Genomic DNA, 21220 nt, shown 5'->3' with positions numbered 1-21220 from the left:
GCCATCGCCTCCCGGTTAAGCACAAAAACCACCTTACCGCTTTCGCGGCAGGGTGGTTTTTATGTTGGCATGACGGGTCATGCTCTTGTACTTCGTAAGGGTCAATCCGCCCCAAGCGGCGGCTCCCTGGATATGCCGGCTTTCCAAGTCGCGGTTCAAGCTCTTCCAACCTGTGCATCGACAGCAGTCTTACCAGCGGAATGTGCCGAAGTACATCCCTGCCGGGCGCATGAGCCTCCAGCCCAGGTAGAGCAGGGCCAGCGACAGCAGCATCCCGAGCAGAAGGTTCAGCTTGAAGAGCATGAGCGCCACGGCGGCGACCATGGCGGCGCCGCTGCAGATCCGCTTGAGGAGCGTATCGGCTCCGCGCCACAGCATGTAGCCGAACCCGAGCAGCACCGCGGCGAATAGGTACGTGAAGAACCCGGCGAGCCCGCCCCAGAAGAACATCCCCCAGATGCCGAGTGCGATCAGAACGGCACCCGAGACGCGTTTCCAGTCCCATTTACGACCCGGCTTCCCGGTCCACTTTTGATCCCATTGTTGTTCCCATTTCATTGGCTTTCACCGGTCCCCTGCGATAAACTTGTGGAGCTATGTCCTTATTGTAGCGCATCCGCCTTCCCGTGCAAACCGTCCAAAGACGGTACGAAAACTGGACCAAGGTCGGGGCTTGCCCGGAGGGAGCCCGTTTTCTATGAAAATGTTTGCAACCGCTTCCGGGATGCGCAGTTCTGTAGTATAATGACTTCACCCCGCTTACATACGACAAGAAAAGAACGGAGGTATGCCTTTGAGAGTTCATGACGTCACGGTACCTGAGGATCTTCAGCCCGACCATTTGCAGCGGATCGCCCAGCAGGCGAGCCTGTTCCGCTCTGATATAAAGATCAAGTTCGAGAATGAACGGATACAGCTCGATGCGAAGAGTCTGCTCGGCATGATGATGCTGCCCATGCGCAGGGGGACAAGGGTCACGGTACTGGCCCAGGGCAACGATGAAGAAGAAGCGCTGGAGCGGATTGCTTCACTGCTCGAGCGGCAGGAATGGAATTCATGAAGCGAAGGAAGCACCCCTTGGGCTAGGCCCGGGGGTGTTTTTTTCATGTCCGGATTTAGCGAGGCGCTGCGGGGGAGGTCTCATCTGTTCTCTTGGCACGAAGTTCGCCGCAGTTCCTGCTTCGCTCCCCTTAGAGCGTCTATAACGAATCGGGACTTTTGACATAATACGACTTATGATATATTGTAAAAAATAAAGCGTCTACATCGGGTCTCGGCTTACCTATGATCCACTAGGATGGGAGCAAAAGCATATGAAACTGAATAATTCGAGCCAAAAGCCCCTGTACTCCCAATTAAAGCAGATTCTCAAGGAAGCGATTCTGCGCGGCACTTACAAGGCGGGACAGCAACTGCCGCCGGAGTCGGAGCTCTGCGAGACGTACGGGGTAAGCCGGATTACGGCCCGCCGGGCGATCAGCGATCTCGTCGAGGAGGGAATTCTGCACCGCCAGCAGGGCAAGGGGACCTTCGTAAAGGAAACGAAGGTCAAACGCGAGCTGATCTCGGTCGGCGGGTTCTCCGAACTTACGATGGCCTCGGGCAAGAAGCCGAGCTCTCAGATCCTGTCGAACATCGTCCTTGCGGCGGACGAGTCCTTGGCCAGGACGTTCGGAATCCCTGATGGGGATCCGGTTCTGAAGCTGCACCGGCTTCTGTTTATTGACAACGAGCCCTTCATTATCGAAACTTCGCATTATCCTCTGAGACACCTGCCCGATCTTGAGAAGCATATCGGGGAATCCGCCTCAACCTACAGCATCCTGAAGAGCAGATACGGGGTCGAGATGAACCGGTCCGAGAAGTCGCTTGAAGTGGTGTTCGCATCGGAGTATGAAGCGGAGCTGTTTCACTGCGACCGGGGCACGCCGCTGTTCGTCATCGAGAAAAAGAGCAGCGACAAATCGGGCCGGGTTCTCCACCTCTCTTATTCCCTTTTTATGACGAGCAAGGTGATTTTTACACTCGATACGGACAAAGCGGACCGGGGCGATTTTCCTAATGATGGAGAATCGTAGAAGGCCGCGCGCCAGGAAGAAGGGAGCAAGTTTTCTTTCTGAAGGCGTGCGGCTTTTTGTTTTTGGAGGGGCAGGATTGACGATCCTCCCTATCTGATGATATACATTATTATATTACGATATATAACAAATTGGGTTCGGCATCTTAGAATCCATATCAGGATGGGGGCGCGGCGATGAAGTTGATCGGGATTGGGGATAACGTGGTCGATTATTATCAGGACCAGGGGATAATGTATCCCGGAGGGAACGCACTGAACGTGGCTGTGGCCAGCCGGCGCAGCGGCGCCTTGGAGGCGGCTTATCTTGGGATTGTAGGCAGCGACGCGGCGGCCGATCATATCCTCGCGTGCCTGCGGCAGGAGCAGATCGGTACGGAGAGGATCCGGCGCGTCTGCGGACCGAGCGGGGTGGCAAGGGTGACGCTGAACGAAGACGGGGACCGGGTGTTCATGGGCACGAACCGGGACGTGAGAGTGCAGTCCCTGCTGGCGCTTCGGCTGACTCCGCAGGATCTGGACTATATCAGCCGGTTCGATGTGGTGCATGCCAGTGTGAACAGCGAGATCGAGCACGAGCTGCCGCGCCTGGCCGGCCGGGTGATCTCCTATGACTTCTCGACCCCTGTCAAATATACGCAGGAGGATCTCGAGCGGATCTGCCCTTATCTGACGTATGCCTTCTTCTCAGGCAGCGGGCTGCCCGGCGAAGAGATAGACCGGCTGATCGACAAGGTACACGGGCTGGGTACGGCCGTGGTGGGAGTGACCCGGGGAAGCGATCCGGCCCTTTTCTCGGAACGCGGTGTACGGGTTGTGCAGAGGCCGGCCGCTGCCCGCGTGGTGGATACCATGGGGGCGGGCGACTCGTTTATCGGCACGTTTTTGACCGCGTATCACCCCGGCGGGGATATGCGCAGGGCATTGGAGCGTGCCGCGGAAGCGGCAGCGGCAACCTGCGGCGTATATGGAGCCTTCGGCTGCGGGATCGCCGGTTAGGCAGGCGGTAAGGGAATGCAGCGATCATCGGGCTGTCTAGTGTTAGAAAAACTAACACTAGACAGTTTTTTTATAACCAAAAAAAGTATTGTGTGATGTTATATAACACAAGAAAACGCTTCCTTTTAAAAATGATATTGACACCTCTGAATAACAATGATATATATTATACTATAACAACATATAACGAATTAGGGGGTGGTATACGAAATGCGCGGTTAACGGCAGTGATACCTGTGAGGTTCAAACGGAAGGCGAATTACGGGCGAAACTCAAATGTGTAAGGGGGATTCATCCATGAAGAAGAGAATGTGGGGTACACCGGCAGTTCTGCTCGGCATACTGCTGCTGGGAGCCTGCTCCGGCGGCGGGTCGGCTCCGGCTGCGGGGGCGGAAGGGCAGGAAGGTATGGACGAAGAGGTCAAGCTGACCATCCTGCACCGCTGGCCGAATCAGCCGATGAAAGGCTACTTCGACGGAGTCATCGAAGAGTTCCATAAGGCGCATCCGAAGGTGGAGATCAGCGTCATCAACATCCTCGGTGAAGATTACAAGCAGAAGGTCAACGTGCTCCTCGGCAACAACAATCCTCCGGACATTTTCTTCACATGGGTGGGCGAATACGGGGAGAAATTCATTCGTGAAGGTAAAGCGCTTGATCTGACCTCCTACGTGCAAGGGGATGCCGCATGGTCAGGCTCCATCAACAAGGCTTACTTCAACGCTTTCTCCAAGGACGGTAAGACTTACGGTGTTCCGTTCTCTATCGACGCCAAGAAGTTCTATTACAACAAGGACATCTTCGCGAAGCTCAGCCTGCAGCCGCCGAAGACATGGAACGAATTCATCGCCGTCCTCGATAAGGTGAAGGAAGCCGGATATACCCCGATCGGCCTTGGCAACAAGGCGCCCTGGGTTGCCGGTCATTATCTGACGACCCTGAATCAGCGGATGGTGGCTCCGGAGGTGCTGGCCAAGGATTACAACCGGGCCACAGGCGAGTTCACCGATCCGGCCTACATCGGAGCGCTGGAGAAGCTCGGGCAGCTGAAGTCTTACTTCAACGCGGATCCGAACGCCCTGTCGCACGAGGATGAGAAGAACCTGTTCCTGAACGGCAAATCGGCGGTAGCGTACTTTGAGACCAACGAGTTCCGGTTCATGAAGGACGTCAAGTTCCAGTGGGGGCTGTTTGACTTCCCGAGCATCGAGGAGGGGAAGGGCAAGCAGGATGTGCTGACGGGAGCCCCGGAGGGCTTTATGATCTCGGCGGCCACGAAGCATCCGGCGGCGGCGGTGGAATTCTTGAAGTTCCTCACCTCGAAGGGGATGGCGGAGAAGTGGGTGAAGGAGACGAATTATCTAAGCGTCGTCCAGGGATCGGTAAACAGCAGCTCGGCGGTCATCCCGAATATGGTGGAAGCCGCACAGCAGCTCGAGAAAGCGGAATCCATGGCGCTGTGGATCGATAACGTGCTCGACGGCCGTGTGTTCCAGCCGTATCTCTCGGGCGTGCAGAAGATGCTCAACGGCGAGTCCGATCCCTCCCGCATCATGAAGGATGTGCAGACGGCTGCCAAAGAGGTTCAAGGGGCAGCGAAATGACACGCCGCAGGCTGACTCCCTACTTCTATGTCGCTCCAAGTCTGCTGGTCATGATCCTGTTCATCTATTATCCCGTCGTGCAGAATCTGCAGTCGAGCTTCTTTGATTGGACCCCTTTTTCCTCGGACCGCAGGTTCATCGGGCTCGATAATTATACGAGGCTGCTGAAGGATTCGCTCTTCTATTCGGCGCTGAAGAACAACCTGCTGCATGTGCTGGTCTCCGTGCTGCTGCAGGTCTTGGGGGCCCTAGTGCTGGCCGCCGTGCTGGAAGACCGGCTGTTCCGCCGGGTCGCTCCGCTGCTCCGCACGGTCTACTTCCTGCCGGTTCTGATCTCCGTGTCGATCATCGGTCTGCTGTTCGGGTTCATCTACCATCCGGAGATCGGGCTGCTCAACGGCTTTCTCCGCTCGGTCGGCCTCGAGAAGTGGACGACCGGGTGGCTCGGCAACAGCCGGACCGCCATGTACGCGGTGATCAGTATCGGGCAGTGGCAGGGGCTCGGATATACGACCATGCTCTATATCGTGGCGATCCAGAAGATTCCGCAGGAGCTGTACGAGGCCGGCCGGATCGACGGCTGCGGCCGCATCCGGAGCTTCCTTCATATCACCCTGCCGCAGGTCAAAGAGATCATGTTCGTCGTCACGGTCTACACGCTGTCCCAGTCGATTCTGGTATTCAGCGATGTGTTCGTCCTGACCAAGGGCGGACCGGGGGATGCTTCCCAGGTGCTGAGCACCTACCTGTACCGCAAGGCGTTCGTGGATAACGAAATGGGCTATGCCTCCACGATCGCGAATATGATTCTGGTCATAACCTTGATGCTGTATCTCGTGCAGTCGAAGCTGTTCAATACGGGCCGGGAGGGATGAGCCATGACGACTATACCTGCTGCTTTGTCAAGGGAGCGCGCCCGGAGTAGATCATACTCCGCCGCTTTCCTGATCGGAACCGTCTGTGTGTCCCTGATGCTTCTGCTGTACTTCCTCGCGGTCGCCTATCCGCTGTTCTGGATGGTGATCAGCTCCTTCAAGGAAACGAACGACATCTACAGCCGCACGTGGTCGCTGCCCCAGCAGTGGATGTTCTCGAACTACAGCTCGGCGTGGAAGCAGGGGCTGTCGGATTACTTCATGAACTCGGTGATCGTGACCGGTATGACCGTGCTGTGCAACGTGCTCTTCAGCGCCTTCAGCGCTTACGGGCTCTCGCGCTTCAGCTTCCGGGGCAAGCACCTGATCCTGGCTCTGCTGACGGCCGGATTGATGTTCTCGCCGCAGGTCAGCCTGATCCCGCTGTACAAACTCGTGCAGCTCCTCGGCCTCTATGATACGCACTGGTCGCTGATTCTCCCTTATATCGCGTTCAAGACCTCGCTGATCGTGCTGCTCATCCGCTCCTTCTTCGTAGCGCTGCCGAAGGAATATGAAGAATCGGCGTACCTGGAGGGCTGCTCGAGTCTCGGGATTCTCTTCCGTATCTTCCTGCCGCTGAGCATGCCCATCATCCTGACAGCGGCCCTGCAGACGGCTTACTATGCCTGGAACGAATTCATGTTCGCGATCATCTTCGTCGACAGCGATGCGGTTAAGACGATTACGGCCGGCTTGATGGCGTTCCGGGACGCCCTGTCCACCGATTGGGGCGTGCTGATGGCAGGGCTTACGCTTTCGGCTCTGCCGCTCATCGTCCTGTTCGTCGCGATGCAGAAGGTATTCATTCGCGGTCTGGGTGACGGCGGGGTCAAGGGATAGCCGCAGTGCTTTTTGATGCATCACGAAGCGATGAGAAGGGAGGGAGAAGCACCTGAACCGAATCGCGAACATGAATTTTCATTACCACCGGTATCCGCTCGATTACTTCCTGGACTCGACCGTGCGGCTGGGGCTGGATGCGGTGGAGCTCTGGGGAGGGGCGCCGCACCTGTACCTGCCGGACCTCGGGCATGCCGAATTGTCGCGTGTGCTCGGCGGGCTGCGGCAGCGCGGCCTGGAGCTCCTCTGCCTTACGCCGGAGCAGTGCATCTATCCGGTCAATCTATCGGCTAAGGATGCCGCGTGCCGCAGGCGGAGTCTGGATTACTTCCGGCGGGCGATCGGTGCGGCCAACACGCTGGAGTGCTCCCGTCTGCTCGTGACGGCGGGGTACGGGTTCTTCAACGAACCGAGGGAGGAGGCGTGGGAGCGGGGAAGGGCATCGCTTGCAGAGCTGGCGGAGGACGCCCGGGAGGCGGGGGTTCAGCTGCTGCTGGAGCCCCTCTCCCGCTTCGGCTCCAACCTCGTTACCGATTTGGATTCGCTGCAGCGGATGCACCGTGAGGTGGGTTCTCCGGCGCTGAAAGTACTGCTCGATACAGTTCCGATGGTGCTGGCGGGCGATACGCTGGAGGCGTATGGGGAGGCCTTCGGGGAGGAGCTCGTACATATCCACTTTCTCGACGGCGACGGGAAGACCTCGGCCCACCTCGCCTGGGGGGAAGGCGTGTATCCGCTGGACGCCTTCCGGGAGAGCCTGCGGCGAATCGGCTACCGCGGAGCGCTCAGTCTGGAGCTCATCGGCCCCCAGTATAACCGGGATCCGGAGAAGGCTTCGAGAGACAGCCTGATTACTTTGGGTTTCAGCCATCCTTAGGAGGAGATTATAGATGAAAACGATGAACAAAATCATGACGGCGGCACTGTTGGCTCATATCCTGACCCTCACCTTCCCGGAGGCACCGGCAGTTACCGCGGCCGGGACGGCTTCCGAAGCGGCGGCTGTGGCGAAAGATACCCGGGAGATCAAGCTCCCGAACGTCAAAATCCTGGCTACCGGCGGCACCATAGCGGGCGTGGCGGCTTCGAATACGGCGACGACGGGGTACTCGATCGGTTCCACCACGGTGGATACCCTGATCAAAGCCGTGCCCGAGATGAAAACGATCGCTAACGTCAGCGGCGAGCAAATCGCCAATGTCGGCTCCCCGGATATCACGAATGACACACTGCTGGCCCTGGGCAAGCGGATCAACTTGCTGCTCTCCTCGAACGACGTGGACGGCGTAGTGGTCACGCATGGCACGGATACGCTGGAGGAAACGGCCTATTTCCTGAACCTCGTGGTCAAGAGCAATAAGCCGGTGGTGGTCGTCGGCGCGATGAGACCGTCGACGGCGATCAGCGCAGACGGGCCGATGAACCTGTACAACGCGGTGAAGCTCGCCGGCAGCGAGGAAGCGAAGGGCAAGGGGGCGCTCGTGCTGCTCAATGACCGGATCGGTGCGGCGCGCTTCATCACCAAGACACATACGACGTCGCTCGATACGTTCAAGTCCGTGGAGGACGGCTATCTCGGCATGATCTCGGGGGGCAAGATCCACTTCTACAGCGAATCCACCCGCAAGCATACCGCAGACAGCAAGTTCAATATTGAATACCTCTCGGAGCTGCCGCAGGTGGATATTCTCTACAGTTACCAGAACGACGGGGAGTATTTGTATAAAGCCGCTGTGGAAGCGGGGGCCAAAGGCATAGTCATCGCCGGCTCGGGTGACGGTTCCCTGTCCAAGAAGGGAGAGGCCGGCGCGAAGGCGGCGCAGGAAGCGGGTGCGGTGATCGTCCGGTCCTCACGCACGGGCGGCGGGACGGTGACCCATTCCGCACAGGATGACGAGAAGAAATTCGTGACCTCCGATTCACTCAATCCGCAGAAGGCGCGGATCCTCCTGATGCTGGCGCTGGCGTCGACGAGCGACCCGGCCCATATCCAGCAGTTCTTCGATGAGTACTAAGAGAGAAGGCGGCTATGCAAGCGGAGGAACTCCTATGAGTTCTTCCGCAAGAGTTCCCGGTGAAATTGCCTGTTGACGAAAGAGAGATGGGATGCTATACCATTAAATATAACATCTTATAACATCATAAAACTTTGGAGGTCATATCTATGATGCAGACGAACGTGGTAACGAAGGCTGAGACGCAGGTGGAACGCATTCTGGAAGCTTTCAAGGAACGCACGATTGACCGGATTTTCTTCGTCGCCTGCGGCGGTTCATCCGCTCTGATGTACCCGAGCAAGTACTTCATCGACCGGGAGTCCTCCTCCATCACCGCCGAGGTATACAGCTCCAATGAATTCATCCACCGCAGCCCCGGCACGCTTGGTCCGAACTCGCTGGTCATTCTGTGCTCCCACAAGGGAAAGACGCCGGAAACGACGCAGGCCGCCGCCTTCGCGAAGGGGAAAGGCGCCCTCACGGTAGCGCTGATGTATGTCGGCGAGGCGCCGCTCTCGGAGGAATCGGACTTTACGGTGAACTACAGCTGGGCGCCGGCGGGACAGCTGGACCCTCATCCGGAGATCATGAACTACGCGATCCTGTACCGGCTGTCGATGGGGCTGCTGTACGTCAAGGAAGGCAATACGAAGTACCAGAAGCTGCTGGGCAGCCTGGAGCACCTGGACACGGTTTTTGACAATGCGAAAGCCCAGTACGCCGAGGCCGCCAAGGCTTATGCCGCACAGTACAAGGACGAGAAAGTGATCTACACGATGGCCAGCGGAGCGAACTACGGCGTCGCCTACTCGTTCGCGATCTGCATCCTGATGGAGATGCAGTGGATTCATTCGCAGGCGATCCACGCCGGAGAGTTCTTCCACGGCCCGTTCGAAATTCTCGACAAGGATGTGCCCTTCGTGCTTCTGATGGGGCTGGATGAGACCCGGCCGCTCGAGGAACGGGCGCTGACCTTCCTGGAGCAGTACGGGGAGAAGCTGCTGGTGCTCGATGCGAAGCAGTTCGATCTGACGGGCATTGACGAAGAACTCAGAGGATACCTGGCTCCGCTCGTACTGAATTTCGTCCTCCGGGTCTATGCGGTGGAGCTGGCGGAAGCCAGGAAGCATCCGCTCGAAACCCGGCGCTACATGTTCAAGGTTCCTTATTAACCGGTAATCGATCGCGGGATGGGTAACGGAGCGCTGCTCCTTGCCTGGAGAGAGAAGGGGGCGCCGGCCGCACCCTTCTTTTTTTATTCTAAGTATGGATATCTCTCCAGGGCTCGATCCCGTCATCTTCTTCTTATCAACGCGCATCGTCCGTAAAGGACGGCGAAGCCGTTTAATCCTGCTTGTAACGCTTCTAAGCCTTCCGGGCTGATCCGGGTTCCGCTCTCCCCGGTTCATCCGCAGGACCGGCCGCCTGCGGGGGAGAAGCAGCCAGCCGGCGCAGCTTCATGACCATCCACAGCAGGAGGGGCAGCAGCACCTGAAACAGCGGGAAAAGCTTGACGCTGACCTCAAGCCCGAGCCAGACGTGATACGTATAATTCGGCTCGAGGAAGGAGGTACCAAAGATCGCAAGCCCGAGCACGACAACCCAGACGCTGCGCTTCGTGCGGCTAAGCTGGGCTGCCGCCTGCACCGCGCCCCAGTAGAACAGCGACAGCTTCACGAACAGACCGAAGAAAATCAGCAGGCTGATCAGGACGTCGAGGCGTTCCAGGATATCGGCGATCTGGATAAGCTGGACGGACTGCAGCAGCGGAAGGGTGCTGTTCTCCACCAGGACGGGCCCGAGGATCATGAGATTGAGGGCGTTCATTAGAATGAGGAACGCGGCAACACCGCTGTAAGCCCAAAGGCTGACCCGCCGCATGCGGGACCTTTGGGCGAGCAGGGACCAGAGCATGAGGAACATCACCATCTGGCCGAAGGGAAACGAGATGATGTCCGGGAATGCCGCGCGGAGCACCGGCATCCAGCCGTTCTCCAGCACCGGTTCCAGCTGATCCAGATGAATGAGGTCCGACCCGAGAAGCAGCAGGACCAGCAGGATATAGCTCAGGACAACGATGGGAAGAATGACCTCGGACACCCTCGCGAACGTCTCGATACCCATCGCTACCGCATAGAAGGCGATAAGCATGACCACGGAGCTGATAACGAACAGAGGCGTGGACCCAAGCAGTGCCATCTGGGTCAGTTCCCCGAAGTCCCGGACGTTGCGCATCGATTCATACGAAAAGTAGAGGACGTAGGCCCATCCGGCGAGCGTACCGGCGAAGGTACCGAGATATTTGCGGAGCATGCCGATCAGACTTAGCTCCGGCTCCCTGCGCTGCAGCTGCAGGAAGATCAACAGCAGGAGGAGACCGGCTGCCGCGGCGAGGCTCATGGCCACCCAGGAATCCTGCTTGGCCTTGCTCCCCAAGGCAAAAAGAGGGGTGCTGCCCAGCTCGAAGAGCACGATCAGTACGGCCAGCTGGTAGTAAGAGACCCGCTCCATGGACTACCCCCCATCCTCGTTAGTTTCCGCCCGGCCCGGCTGGCTGCCATCGTTTCCGGTCTGCAGCAGCTTCTTGAACGGCTTGGTGCTCATCCCGAGCCGCTCGATCTGGACTTCGACGGCCGGGTTCATTTCCATGGCGGCCAGCTGCTGCTCCCACCCGTCTTTGAAGGCCCGCCACGGCTTGGGGAACGCCTTGTGGAACAAGGCGGCGAAGCCGAACACGTCCACTTTCATTTCCTGGCCGGTGCGGAAGGCTTCCTTCATGCGCTTGGTGATCTCCTCCTCAGCGATCTCTTCGAGCTCCGCAAGGCCCTCGAGCCGGCTCGGATCGATGGTGCAGTTGTTCTCCATCAGCGTGCCCTTGGCCTCCACCTTGATATCGACGGATAGCTTGCCGTCCTGGATGCGCGGAACGCGGCGGGTCTTGCTGTCCGTGATCAGGAGGGAGGCCTGGTAGTTCTCGTCCCCTTTCGCACAGCCGAAAAAGAAGGTCGTCTTTTTGACGGAGTCCGTAATCCAGCTCAGACCGTACGCGTCGGTCCGCTTCATCCAGCCGACGAACTTGTCCTTCTTGAAAATCCCGACACGGTTCAGCTTCAGCTTCGAGCCTGCTGTGGTGCGCTTGAGCGAATCGAGAGAATCCGCCTGCCGGTTGTCGCCGGAGATGTAGATTTCGGGCACCACGACGGCCTTCGATTCGCCGGTCATCTTCATCGCCATCTGATAGATCCGCGTTTCCTGGAAGTTTGACCCGTTGATCTCCTCATTCTTAATGAGATTGCGGATGGCCGCTCCCGGAATCTTCTCCAGCGGAATGAGGTGTTCGAGGACCTCCCTTGCCGTGCGCTCGGTAACGTAGACCGAGACCGTCTCCCTGGAATCGGGGTTGCGCAGATAGATGTCGATCATCTGGCCGAATCCTCTTCGCGCCGCCTCCTCGCCGATAATGAGAATTCGGTTGTGGGCAAAAAAGAGCGCGCGCGGCATCTCGAAACTCGAACGCTGTACGGCTCCCCGGATCGATTCCCCCTCCGTGCTGAACACCATCACCGGAGCCTGGGCCCCGCTGTTGCTTCCGCTCTGGTTCGAGATGGACTGGGGGATGACAACCTGGAATGAAACGAGCCAGCGGCCATCCTTGTAGTCGAGTCCCGTTGCGGCGGTGATGGCAAGCTCATTAAGCTCAGTCTTGTCCCAGCAGCCGGCCAGGGGCACGGTCAAGGTCAGCAGCAGCAGCGTCAGAAGAAGCCTGCGCATGAGGATGTCCATCTCCTTCCTTAAGCGGATTGGGGGAAGCGGGCTGAGGCGGGCACTGGGGAAGCTGGACTCGGGCTGGCTTTTGGCTTCCTGCCATCCGGTGAGCGGCGTGATCCTAGGAGATTTCTATGTACCGGCCCCAAAGGGGAAATTCTTCTTTCGAAGGGGCTCGATCCCTCCGCCGCCGTTTGGAAGATCCCCTGATCAGCTTCCGGGTTTCCGCCCGGGCGGCGAAGGCATCATGCCGTCTTTTTGGCGCCTGCGGTTGCCGTGGGCCAGCCCCTGAGGTCTGCGCTTCAGGGTCCACCAGGGCATACGCACAATAGCGTCTTTGAGACTCGAGAGATTCAGCGGCGCCAGAGGCGACAGGTAAGGAACGCCGAGCGAGCGGAGGGATGCCATATGGATGAGCAGGGTCATGAAGCCTGCGACAATGCCGAACAGCCCGAGCGTGGCGGCCAGGATCATCAGAATAAATCGTACGAGCCTTGCGGCTACCGTAACATTCAGAGCAGGAATGACGAAGTTGGAGATCGCTGTGAAGGAAACGACGATGACCATGGCCGCGGAGACAAGCCCTGCCTGTACGGCGGCCTGGCCGAGCACCAGCGCCCCGACGATCGAGATGGCGGGACCCACGACCCGGGGCATCCGGATCCCGGCCTCCCGGAGCACCTCGAAGGTGACCTCCATGATCATCGCCTCCACGAAGGCGGGGAAGGGCACCCCTTCCCGCTGGGCGGCCAGGGAGATCAGCAGCGTAGTGGGCAGCATCTCCTGGTGGAACGTCGTGATGGCGATATACAAGGCCGGCAGCAGCATGGACACCACGAACGAGCCGTACCGGATCAGCCGGATGAACGTGGCGATATCGTACCGCTGGTAGTAATCCTCCGAAGACTGCAGGAAGTTGAAGAATGTGACGGGACCGAGCAGAACGAACGGCGTGCCGTCCACGAAGACGGCCACCTGTCCTTCGAGCAGCCCGGCCGCGACCGCGTCGGGCCTCTCCGTATTCGCGAGGGTGGGCAGAGGGCTGTAGGGCGAATCCTCGATAAATTCTTCGATATAAGAGCTCTCCAGGATGCTGTCCGTATCGATACCCTCGAGCCTGCGCTTCAGCTCCCGGACTACCCCTTCATCGGCTATCCCGTCAATATAGGCCAGCGCCACCTGGGTCTGCGTCATCCGGCCGATCCGCAGGGTCTGCAGCCGCAGCTTCGGGGAGCGGATCTTGCGCCGCAGGAGAGAGGTGTTCGTGCGCAGCGTCTCCGTGAAGCTCTCCTTGGGACCCCGGACTACGGTCTGGGTCTTGGGCTCTTCCACCGCGCGGCGTTCCCAGCCGGGTGTACCGGCAGTGAAGGCTTCCCCGAGTCCGTCGGCGAGGATCACGGTGCCGCCGTCCAGCACGGCGTTGACCGCTGCGGCGGAGGAATCCGTGCAGTGAAGCTCTCCGGCTGCGAGCAGCCGGCTCCGCAGCTGAGCCTCGAGCTCCCCGGCCCTGGCGAGGGATTCCCGCTCTTCCTTCCCGAGGCTGAGCAGGGGGGCGATCAGTTCCCGGGAGACGGTCTCGCTGTCGGCAAGGCCGTCGATATACACGAGCGCGCAGCCGTTATCGAGCTGTCGTACGACGACGTCATCACTGTCGCCAAGCAGGCGCCGAAGCTCGTCCAGATTGTCCGCCAGTGCCGGTGAGAGAGGAGCCTCGTTTGCAGGAGAACCGGTCATGCGCGCGTTTCCTCCCTTACCTTAAGTTGGTCTTAGCGTGAGTCAGGTTCTTCGGAATTATTCACAGCCCCCCCCGGAATATGGTATTCTTGGCAAAAGAGCAATAGAGAGAAAGCCGTGGACCGCGCAGCCGGCCGTACCTCGGCGGCGCAGCGCTTCCGCGGCATGGGATGGGAGGCTAGGCGATGGCTAAAAGGGAGAGAGCCACGAGCCGGTCAGCCGCTGGGATTCTCGTCGCATACACCGTACTGCTGCTGTATACGATGTTCCTCGGCTTCAACCGGCCCCTGCGGCGGATGTATCTGCCGGATTATCAGTACAATCTGGTTCCGCTGCGGACTGTCAGCGATTTTGTGCTTCACGTGGGCAGGCATCAACCGCTGGACATGATCGTCAACATCTTCGGCAACATCGGCGTGTTCATTCCGTTCGGTCTCCTGCTGCCGGCCATCTTCCGGCGCTGCCGACGCAATCCTGCCGTCTTCGCCCTCTCGTTCCTCGGCCCCCTGATCGTCATTGAGCTGATGCAGATGCTGCTGAGGGTAGGAACCTTTGATGTGGACGATCTGCTGCTCAACTCGATTGGGGCGGGGATGGGGTATATGCTGTACAAGAGGGCCAGAAGAGAAGGCTGGGTGTGAACCGGAGGAAGTGCTCCGGATGGCGTGCGGTACGCCGCGGGGGGAAGGACAAGTCTCCGGTCACCCGGGGAGGAACTTGGATCCCTGTGACGCTAGGAAACACAGATCCGTAAGGCGAGAGGGGCCAGGCATTCGTTCCTTCCGCCGTGCGCCGGAGGCATGGCCAGCAGCCGGCGAGTTCATCCTGCAGAGCCGTGTCCAGCGGAACGGGGAGCGGCCGGCATAACCTCAAAAAAGGGACTGCCCGGGCAGTCCCTTTTTTTTGCAGCGCTCGTATTCACGCCAATTGTCGTGAGGATCACTCTCACGAGCGGATCTGCAGGCTTGGCTTTATTTGAGCTTGAAGTGCACGGCGGCCGTATAGAGCATGCCATTGCGCTGGGGGTGATACACGGCCTGGTGGCTTATGGAATGAACGTCAAGCATGAGCGCCTTGTTGCGGTCCACCGCTTCCCCGATGATGCGTTCCAGGACGGCGAGATCCCAGGCTTCAAACAATTCGACCTTCGTTTCGATCTTGTCCAGAATAAAGTCCATTGCGATTCTCCTTATCTGCGTGGTAGAGTCTTCCTTAAGCCATTATACCTCGTTTGGGGGGATGCTTCACGCGGTGGATAGACCGCTAGAGAAACTCCACTTACACCACGATGAACTTCTTCGCAAGGACCCCGGTCAGGGGTTTTTCTTATGCCTGCGCAGCCCGTCCGCCACCTGAAATATGGGGAATTCACGCGAAAAATGAAGCCTTATGCCAGGGGGGCCTCCCCGTCTAGAATAAGGTTATGCGATAAGGCTTACAGCCTAGACAAGAAAGGGTAGGGAGGTGCTGCCGATGCGCAGCGGCATTCGCTCCCATGCGCCGGCCGGAGGGCTTGTCCGCCGGAGGGCGGGAGCGGCGAAATGGATCCGCAAGGTATACGGACAGCGGTATCTTCAGGTGATGGCCCTGCTGGGCGTAGCCTGGATGCTTGTGTTCCATTATATTCCAATGTACGGGATCATCATCGCATTCAAGGAATTCAGCATCATCAAATCCGTGGCGGAGGCGCCCTGGGCGGGACTGGAGCATTTTCGGGCCTTTCTCACCGATGACAGCCTGCCCTATGTGGTCAAGAACACGCTCGGCATGAGCATGCTGAAGCTGCTGATCGGCTTTCCGCTGCCGATTTTGTTTGCTCTGTTCCTCAATGAGCTGTCCTCGGTGTGGTTCAAAAAGTCGGTGCAGACAGTGTCTTATCTTCCGCATTTTCTCTCCTGGGTCATTCTCGGGGGCATCCTGTCCACGTGGCTGGCGGACGTGGGGATCGTGAACAAGCTGCTGCTCGCGCTCGGCTTCATTACGGAACCGATCGCGTACCTGGCGGAGCCGGATTACTTCTGGGGCATCGTGGTCTCGACGGACATCTGGAAGGAGCTCGGCTGGTCGGCGATCATCTACCTGGCGGCGATCTCAAGCGTCTCGCCGGAGCTGTATGAGGCGGCGACGATGGACGGAGCGGGCCGGTTCCAGAAGATGTGGTTCATTACGCTTCCCTCGATCAAAGGGACGATTACGATCCTGTTCATCCTGGCGATCTCGGGCGTGCTCAATTCGAACTTCGATCAAATTCTCGTGCTCCGCAATTCGCTCAACGAAAGCGCAAGCAGTGTCCTCGACGTATATGTCTACCAGATGGGGATTGTGAACAGCCGCTACTCGTACGCGACCGCGGTCGGTCTCATCAAATCGCTGATTGCGCTGGCTCTGCTGCTTGGGGCCAATTACGTCACGAAGAAGCTCAACAACACGTCTCTGTTCTAGTCTTGCGAAACTCTTTCGTAAAAACGGCGCGCAAAGGAAAGGAGGAAATCCACCATGCTCAGTCTGCGGCGCAGAACCGCAGGGGAAGCGGTGTTCGACGGATTCAACATCCTGCTGATGCTGCTTGTCTGCTCCATTACCCTTTATCCGATCTGGTATGTGCTCGTCAATTCGTTCAATGACGGAGCCGACGCCATGCGCGGAGGCATCTACTTCTGGCCGCGGGTCTTCTCGCTGGAGAGCTACGAGGCGGTCTTTGCGAACAGCGGGATTATGAAGGCGATGGGCGTTACGGTCGCCAAGACGGTTATCGGCACCGCAGTGCATGTCTTCTTCACGGCGATGGTCGCTTATGCCTTCTCCCGGCGCGAGCTTGTCGGACGGCGGCTGTACATGTTCCTCGGCACGGTGACGATGTTCTTCAGCGGCGGGCTCATCCCGACCTATCTGCTCATCCGCGATCTCGGACTGCTCGACAGCTTCTGGGTGTATATCATCCCCGCGATGTTCAACTTCTTCGACCTGATCATCTTTCTGGCGTTCTTCCGCGAGATTCCGGCGGGGCTCGAGGAGGCGGCGAAGATCGACGGGGCGGACGACTTCCGGATTTTCTGGGGCATCGTGCTTCCGGTCTCCATGCCGGTGGTGGCGACGATCGCACTGTTCCACGGAGTGTACCAGTGGAACGACTATTTTACCGGCATGATCTACATCAACAACCAGGAGCTGCAGCCGATCCAGACGTACCTGTACCGGGTGGTCGCCCAGTCGAGCTCCAACCAGATGATGGCCGCGGCGCCGGGCGGGATTACGAAGAATGTCACGTCCCAGTCGATCAAGCTGGCGACGATGGTGGTGACCACGCTGCCGATCATCTTCGTCTACCCGTTCCTGCAGAAGTATTTTGTCAAGGGCTTCATGATCGGCTCGATCAAGGGCTGAGCTTACCGCTCATCACAGGTATGAATCCGATTACATAACGAAGGGGACTGACCGACCATGCGCAAAACACGCTCCATGTTGACCCTGCTCCTAAGCGGCGCTCTTGTCTTCACGGCGGCCTGCTCGAATACCGGAGGGGAAAGCCAGGCGCCGGCCAAGGAGGGGAAGGCCGCTCCGGTCGCCGCCGATCCGAATTCGCCGGGCTGGCAGGCGGATACTTCGCCGATCACCTTCGATTGGTATCTGAACTTTTCCTGGTTCCCGAACAAGTGGGGCGTCGATCCGACCTCCCAGTACATTACGAAGAAGACCGGCGTGAGCCTTAACTTCATCGTGCCGGCGGGCAACGAGAACGAGAAGCTCAATACGATGATCGCCTCGGGCAAGCTCCCGGACTTTATCACGCTCGGATGGTACGAGGACAACGTGAAAAAAATGATCGAGGGCGGCCTCGTGCTGCCGCTGAACAAGCTGTCGGAGCAGTACGATCCGTACTTCGTGAAGGTGGCCGACCCTGCCAAGGTGAGCTGGTATACCCAGCCGGACGGCAATGTCTACGGGTATCCGAACGCTTCGTCCTCGCCGAAGGACTACCAGAAGTTCGGGGACAAGCAGACGTCGATTCAGACCTTCGTGGTCCGCAAGGATATGTACGAGGCGCTCGGCAGGCCTGATATGCGGACGCCGGAAGGCTTCGTGAATGCGCTGAAGGCGGCCAAGGAGAAGTTCCCCGAGGTGAACGGGCAGCCGCTCATTCCGCTGGGGATGCATGATTTCACGGAGACCGGCAACTATTCCCTGGAAGGCTTCCTGCAGAACTTCCTCGCGATTCCGATGGAGAAGGATGGCAAGCTCTACGACCGGTACACGGACAGCGAGTATCTGAAGTGGCTGAAGACTTTCCGCAAGGCGAATGAAATGGGCCTGCTCGCCAAGGACATCTTCATCGACAAGCGCCCGCAGATGGAAGAGAAGATCTCGCAGGGGCGTTACTTCGCGATGATGTACCAGCGCAGTGACTTTACCGCACAGCAGAACGCCTTGTTCGCCAAGGATCCGAACTCCGTGTACATTGCGGTGGACGGCCCTGCGAACAGCAAGCTCGACCCGCCGACGCTGGCCGGACCTGCGATCTCCGGCTGGACGGTGACGCTGATCTCCAAGGACGTCAAGGACAAGGCGAGAGCGATCCGCTTCCTGACTTATCTGCTCAGCGAGGAAGGACAGAAGGATATGTATCTCGGCGAGAAGGGTGTTACTTACGACACGATCGACGGCAAGGACCAGTTCAAGCCCGAGGTGCTGGAGCTGCTGAACAAGGACCGCTCCGCCTTTGATAAGAAATACGGCGCCTCCCACACCTTCTGGATGCTTATGGATACGAACATGAACCTGCAGTGGACGCCGCCGGCGGTGGAGCCGTTCAAGCAGCTGGAGGACTGGACGAAGGGGAAGACGAAGAGTTTCTCGCAGTTCGACCAGATCAATCCGACCGGCACCTCCGAGGAGGGCATCGCCCAGAACAAGATCGCCCAGACGTTCAGTAAGGCGCTGCCGAAACTGCTGCTCGCGAAGAGTGATGCGGAGTTCGACCAGCTCTTCGAGAAGTTCCTGAAAGACCGCCAGAGCGCAGGGTATGACAAGGTGAAGGCGTACCAGCAAAAGAAGTACGACGAGAATGTGAAGAAGCTTGAGCAGTTTATGAAATAATATTCATGCCCTCAAGCGCCGAAGGACCCGGGATTCCCGGGTTCCTTTGGCGTTTCGCAGCAGGGAGGGGAGAGTGTTAGTATGAAGGGGCGATTCTGGAGCTGCGGTGCTGCTCCCGTCCCGGATGACCAGGGGAAGATCTTCCCATAAGGGGGCTTGTGGTTTAGAATAGTAGCCATCCGGAGAAGACCGTGTCTGGAGACTCGCCCGGATCCTTGGGGGAGCCGGACGCTGCCAAGGTTACATTGAAGCACGAAAGGACGGAGCTGGACTCCCTATGAACGCTGTCGGAAGCATAAGAGAGAGACTGAAGGACTGGCAGGCCCGAATCGCCTATAAGGCCGGGGGTATCTCGCTGCAGACCCGGCTGATCGCCTCGTATATTGTTATTATTCTGATCCCGATCCTTCTGCTGTCGCTCTATACGTTCAACGTGTTCTATAAGAACAAGCTCCGCGATATCGTGAAGACGAACGAGTCGATGCTGGAGGTCGAAGCGGTGAATATCCGCAGCCAGATGGAGACGATGGAGCGGACGGCCCAGCTGGTGGATTCCGACAAAAGGGTGAAGGAATACCTGCAGAGTCCGCGGGAGCTGGAGGTCAGCGAACTCATCGACTTCCGCACGGGAGCGTATGACAACCTGCTGCGCCTGCAGTTCAATAACCCGAACATCGCGCATATCCGGCTGTTCTCGAGCAATCCGAACGTCAAGGAAATGTGGCCGGTGTTTCTTCAGGAATCGAGAATTGCGGCGGAGCCCTGGTACGAGCTGGTGCTCGACCACCCGGGACAGGTGTCCTGGGTCTTCGAGGAATCAGACCGGGATCTCATCCAGCATACGGGGTCGGAGAACCTGGCGGCACACGGCAAGGTGTCTCTGCTGCGGGTGATCGCCCCCCATGGACCCCGTCACGCGGGGATCGTTCAGGTCGATATGCTGTTCGAGGATATATTTCCGAAAACGTTCTCATCTCTGCCGGACAGCCAGTCGCAGATGCTGATCCTGGACGGCATGGGCCGAATGCATACGAAGAAGGATACGGGCCTCATGCAGGAGCTGGATCAGGCGGAGCTGCTTCGGGAGCTGCGCGGCCGCAGCGGACAGCAGAGCGGCAGCTTCGAATTCAAGAGCGGGGAGAGGCCCTATCTGGCCGTGTTCGCGTCGCTCGAGCGCCTGGAGGCTAAGATGGTCAACGTGGTCTCGTTGAAGGAGCCGCTGTCCGAGCTGAGAGAGACCCGCAACCGGATCATTCTTGCCAATGTGGCGCTGATCGCGCTGCTGGCGGTGACGACCTACTTCCTGCTCTCCCTGATTCTGAAGAAGCTGCACGTGCTGCAGGATTCGATGAAGAAGGTGCGGCAGGGGAATTTTCATTTTGATGTGGATATTCACGGCGGGGGGGAGGTCGGGGAGCTCGCCCACCATTTCCGTCTTATGCTGCGCAAGATTAACGAGCTGATCGCGGACGCCGTGAACAAGCAGGCGGCGACCAAGGAGGCCGAGCTGCATTCGCTGAAGAACCAGATCGATGCCCACTTTCTCTATAACACGCTCGAGAACCTGAAGATGCTGGCGGAGATCGAAGGGCAGTACACGATCTCGGATTCGCTGACGTCGCTGGGGGGTATGATGCGCTACAACCTCAAGTGGACCAGCGATTATGTCCGGCTGGCCGACGAGCTGCAGCATATCGGCAATTACATGGCGATTATGAACGTCCGGTATGACGGTAAGCTGCGGCTGGAGCTGGATGTCCCCTCGGCCTATCTCGAGCAGAAGGTGCCGAAAATGTCGCTGCAGCCGGTCGTGGAGAACGCGGTGAAGCACGGCATGGGCTCCTCCTGCCCGGAGGACGGGGAAACCCTGGCGGTCCGTGTGCAAGCGGAAGTGGAGGAGGGCTCGATGGTCATCCGCATCCGTGATAACGGCACCGGAATGAACGGGGAGCAGCTGCAGGCGCTGACGCAGACGCTGCCGATGGACGACAAGGACTTCTATCGGCAGCGCCGCAAAGCGGGCCGGCCGGATTCCGAGGGCAGCGGGATTGGTCTGCGCAATGTGAACCAGCGGGTCCGGCTGTATTACGGCCCCGAGTACGGCATAGCAGTGGACAGCAGGGAAGGAGCCTATACGGAGGTCGTCCTCCGGCTTCCGTTCCAGCTGTTAACCGGAGGAGGATGAGAAAGTC

19 protein-coding genes are annotated in these 21220 nt (G+C 58.6%); 14 read left to right on the top strand and 5 right to left on the bottom strand.

Annotation, left to right across the window (positions count from 1 at the left end):
• Positions 1 to 189 precede the first annotated feature (189 nt).
• The gene (locus ACP26L_RS23685) at positions 190 to 558 is read right to left on the bottom strand and encodes a hypothetical protein (RefSeq protein WP_426446935.1); all 369 of its coding nucleotides are present in this window, start codon (positions 556 to 558) and stop codon (positions 190 to 192) included.
• A 229-nt stretch (positions 559 to 787) separates the two neighbouring features.
• Here ACP26L_RS23685 and ACP26L_RS23680 point away from each other — a divergent pair, with 229 nt between their 5' ends.
• The 9 genes from ACP26L_RS23680 (at position 788) to ACP26L_RS23640 (ending at position 9607) form a co-directional block, all read left to right on the top strand.
• On the top strand, positions 788 to 1060 hold the full coding sequence (locus ACP26L_RS23680) for an HPr family phosphocarrier protein (protein WP_426446933.1): 273 nt from the start codon (positions 788 to 790) through the stop codon (positions 1058 to 1060).
• 253 nt (positions 1061 to 1313) lie between these two features.
• Positions 1314 to 2078: a UTRA domain-containing protein gene (locus tag ACP26L_RS23675; protein ID WP_426446932.1), complete on the top strand. Its 765-nt coding sequence runs from the start codon at positions 1314 to 1316 to the stop codon at positions 2076 to 2078.
• 176 nt (positions 2079 to 2254) lie between these two features.
• Positions 2255 to 3076, top strand: coding sequence for a PfkB family carbohydrate kinase (locus tag ACP26L_RS23670; protein WP_426446930.1), 822 nt, complete (start codon positions 2255 to 2257; stop codon positions 3074 to 3076).
• 297 nt (positions 3077 to 3373) lie between these two features.
• Positions 3374 to 4681 (top strand): ABC transporter substrate-binding protein, encoded by a 1308-nt coding sequence (locus ACP26L_RS23665; RefSeq protein WP_426446928.1) that lies wholly within the window; start codon positions 3374 to 3376, stop codon positions 4679 to 4681.
• The gene (locus ACP26L_RS23660) at positions 4678 to 5556 is read left to right on the top strand and encodes a carbohydrate ABC transporter permease (protein ID WP_426446926.1); all 879 of its coding nucleotides are present in this window, start codon (positions 4678 to 4680) and stop codon (positions 5554 to 5556) included. The genes ACP26L_RS23665 and ACP26L_RS23660 overlap by 4 nt, the downstream gene beginning before the upstream one ends.
• A 3-nt stretch (positions 5557 to 5559) precedes the next feature.
• Positions 5560 to 6438 (top strand): carbohydrate ABC transporter permease, encoded by an 879-nt coding sequence (locus ACP26L_RS23655; RefSeq protein WP_426446924.1) that lies wholly within the window; start codon positions 5560 to 5562, stop codon positions 6436 to 6438.
• 70 nt (positions 6439 to 6508) lie between these two features.
• Positions 6509 to 7315 carry a TIM barrel protein gene (locus ACP26L_RS23650; protein ID WP_426446922.1) on the top strand — a complete coding sequence of 269 codons (807 nt, stop codon included), beginning with the start codon at positions 6509 to 6511 and terminating at the stop codon, positions 7313 to 7315.
• 13 nt (positions 7316 to 7328) lie between these two features.
• The gene (locus tag ACP26L_RS23645; protein WP_426446920.1) at positions 7329 to 8453 is read left to right on the top strand and encodes a type II asparaginase; all 1125 of its coding nucleotides are present in this window, start codon (positions 7329 to 7331) and stop codon (positions 8451 to 8453) included.
• 149 nt (positions 8454 to 8602) lie between these two features.
• Positions 8603 to 9607, top strand: coding sequence for an SIS domain-containing protein (locus tag ACP26L_RS23640; RefSeq protein WP_426446918.1), 1005 nt, complete (start codon positions 8603 to 8605; stop codon positions 9605 to 9607).
• Between the two features lie 193 nt (positions 9608 to 9800).
• Here ACP26L_RS23640 and ACP26L_RS23635 read toward each other — a convergent pair whose 3' ends face one another.
• The 3 genes from ACP26L_RS23635 to ACP26L_RS23625 all read right to left on the bottom strand — a co-directional run bounded on the left by ACP26L_RS23635 (position 9801) and on the right by ACP26L_RS23625 (position 13934).
• Complete coding sequence (locus tag ACP26L_RS23635) at positions 9801 to 10946, bottom strand: GerAB/ArcD/ProY family transporter (protein WP_426446916.1); 1146 nt, start codon at positions 10944 to 10946, stop codon at positions 9801 to 9803.
• 3 nt (positions 10947 to 10949) lie between these two features.
• Positions 10950 to 12206 carry a Ger(x)C family spore germination protein gene (locus ACP26L_RS23630; RefSeq protein ID WP_426446914.1) on the bottom strand — a complete coding sequence of 419 codons (1257 nt, stop codon included), beginning with the start codon at positions 12204 to 12206 and terminating at the stop codon, positions 10950 to 10952.
• A 204-nt stretch (positions 12207 to 12410) separates the two neighbouring features.
• Positions 12411 to 13934 (bottom strand): spore germination protein, encoded by a 1524-nt coding sequence (locus ACP26L_RS23625; RefSeq protein ID WP_426446913.1) that lies wholly within the window; start codon positions 13932 to 13934, stop codon positions 12411 to 12413.
• Positions 13935 to 14119: 185 nt separating this feature from the next.
• Between ACP26L_RS23625 and ACP26L_RS23620 the strand changes: the two genes are divergently transcribed.
• Positions 14120 to 14575, top strand: a complete 456-nt coding sequence (locus ACP26L_RS23620) for a VanZ family protein (protein WP_426446912.1) — start codon at positions 14120 to 14122, stop codon at positions 14573 to 14575.
• 330 nt (positions 14576 to 14905) lie between these two features.
• On the opposite strand, the gene ACP26L_RS23615 is transcribed toward ACP26L_RS23620, so the two are convergent.
• Positions 14906 to 15112, bottom strand: a complete 207-nt coding sequence (locus ACP26L_RS23615; RefSeq protein WP_426446911.1) for a YrzA family protein — start codon at positions 15110 to 15112, stop codon at positions 14906 to 14908.
• A gap of 295 nt (positions 15113 to 15407) precedes the next feature.
• Between ACP26L_RS23615 and ACP26L_RS23610 the strand changes: the two genes are divergently transcribed.
• The 4 genes from ACP26L_RS23610 to ACP26L_RS23595 all read left to right on the top strand — a co-directional run bounded on the left by ACP26L_RS23610 (position 15408) and on the right by ACP26L_RS23595 (position 21213).
• On the top strand, positions 15408 to 16376 hold the full coding sequence (locus ACP26L_RS23610) for an ABC transporter permease (protein ID WP_426446910.1): 969 nt from the start codon (positions 15408 to 15410) through the stop codon (positions 16374 to 16376).
• Positions 16377 to 16430: 54 nt separating this feature from the next.
• Positions 16431 to 17318 (top strand): carbohydrate ABC transporter permease, encoded by an 888-nt coding sequence (locus tag ACP26L_RS23605; protein ID WP_426446909.1) that lies wholly within the window; start codon positions 16431 to 16433, stop codon positions 17316 to 17318.
• Positions 17319 to 17375: 57 nt separating this feature from the next.
• A complete protein-coding gene (locus tag ACP26L_RS23600; RefSeq protein WP_426446908.1) occupies positions 17376 to 19028 on the top strand; it encodes an extracellular solute-binding protein in 1653 nt (550 codons plus the stop codon).
• A 277-nt stretch (positions 19029 to 19305) separates the two neighbouring features.
• The gene (locus ACP26L_RS23595) at positions 19306 to 21213 is read left to right on the top strand and encodes a cache domain-containing sensor histidine kinase (RefSeq protein ID WP_426446907.1); all 1908 of its coding nucleotides are present in this window, start codon (positions 19306 to 19308) and stop codon (positions 21211 to 21213) included.
• Positions 21214 to 21220 lie beyond the last annotated feature (7 nt).

The organism is Paenibacillus sp. S-38, assembly GCF_049942825.1.
GTDB lineage: Bacteria > Bacillota > Bacilli > Paenibacillales > NBRC-103111 > Paenibacillus_G.
Note: the sequence above shows the minus strand (reverse complement) of the source record. Positions and strands in the feature narration are given on the sequence as shown.

What these genes read in the sequence shown, in the direction of transcription:
- ACP26L_RS23605 (WP_426446909.1), top strand. Translation starts at nt 16,431, where the DNA reads ATGCTCAGTCTGCGGCGCAGAACCGCAGGGGAAGCGGTGTTCGACGGA.
- ACP26L_RS23655 (WP_426446924.1), top strand. Translation starts at nt 5,560, where the DNA reads ATGACGACTATACCTGCTGCTTTGTCAAGGGAGCGCGCCCGGAGTAGA.
- ACP26L_RS23615 (WP_426446911.1), bottom strand. Translation starts at nt 15,112, where the DNA reads ATGGACTTTATTCTGGACAAGATCGAAACGAAGGTCGAATTGTTTGAA.
- ACP26L_RS23595 (WP_426446907.1), top strand. Translation starts at nt 19,306, where the DNA reads ATGAACGCTGTCGGAAGCATAAGAGAGAGACTGAAGGACTGGCAGGCC.
- ACP26L_RS23660 (WP_426446926.1), top strand. Translation starts at nt 4,678, where the DNA reads ATGACACGCCGCAGGCTGACTCCCTACTTCTATGTCGCTCCAAGTCTG.
- ACP26L_RS23675 (WP_426446932.1), top strand. Translation starts at nt 1,314, where the DNA reads ATGAAACTGAATAATTCGAGCCAAAAGCCCCTGTACTCCCAATTAAAG.
- ACP26L_RS23665 (WP_426446928.1), top strand. Translation starts at nt 3,374, where the DNA reads ATGAAGAAGAGAATGTGGGGTACACCGGCAGTTCTGCTCGGCATACTG.
- ACP26L_RS23620 (WP_426446912.1), top strand. Translation starts at nt 14,120, where the DNA reads ATGGCTAAAAGGGAGAGAGCCACGAGCCGGTCAGCCGCTGGGATTCTC.
- ACP26L_RS23610 (WP_426446910.1), top strand. Translation starts at nt 15,408, where the DNA reads ATGCGCAGCGGCATTCGCTCCCATGCGCCGGCCGGAGGGCTTGTCCGC.
- ACP26L_RS23685 (WP_426446935.1), bottom strand. Translation starts at nt 558, where the DNA reads ATGAAATGGGAACAACAATGGGATCAAAAGTGGACCGGGAAGCCGGGT.
- ACP26L_RS23635 (WP_426446916.1), bottom strand. Translation starts at nt 10,946, where the DNA reads ATGGAGCGGGTCTCTTACTACCAGCTGGCCGTACTGATCGTGCTCTTC.
- ACP26L_RS23650 (WP_426446922.1), top strand. Translation starts at nt 6,509, where the DNA reads ATGAATTTTCATTACCACCGGTATCCGCTCGATTACTTCCTGGACTCG.
- ACP26L_RS23600 (WP_426446908.1), top strand. Translation starts at nt 17,376, where the DNA reads ATGCGCAAAACACGCTCCATGTTGACCCTGCTCCTAAGCGGCGCTCTT.
- ACP26L_RS23630 (WP_426446914.1), bottom strand. Translation starts at nt 12,206, where the DNA reads ATGCGCAGGCTTCTTCTGACGCTGCTGCTGCTGACCTTGACCGTGCCC.
- ACP26L_RS23680 (WP_426446933.1), top strand. Translation starts at nt 788, where the DNA reads ATGCCTTTGAGAGTTCATGACGTCACGGTACCTGAGGATCTTCAGCCC.
- ACP26L_RS23640 (WP_426446918.1), top strand. Translation starts at nt 8,603, where the DNA reads ATGATGCAGACGAACGTGGTAACGAAGGCTGAGACGCAGGTGGAACGC.
- ACP26L_RS23625 (WP_426446913.1), bottom strand. Translation starts at nt 13,934, where the DNA reads ATGACCGGTTCTCCTGCAAACGAGGCTCCTCTCTCACCGGCACTGGCG.
- ACP26L_RS23645 (WP_426446920.1), top strand. Translation starts at nt 7,329, where the DNA reads ATGAAAACGATGAACAAAATCATGACGGCGGCACTGTTGGCTCATATC.
- ACP26L_RS23670 (WP_426446930.1), top strand. Translation starts at nt 2,255, where the DNA reads ATGAAGTTGATCGGGATTGGGGATAACGTGGTCGATTATTATCAGGAC.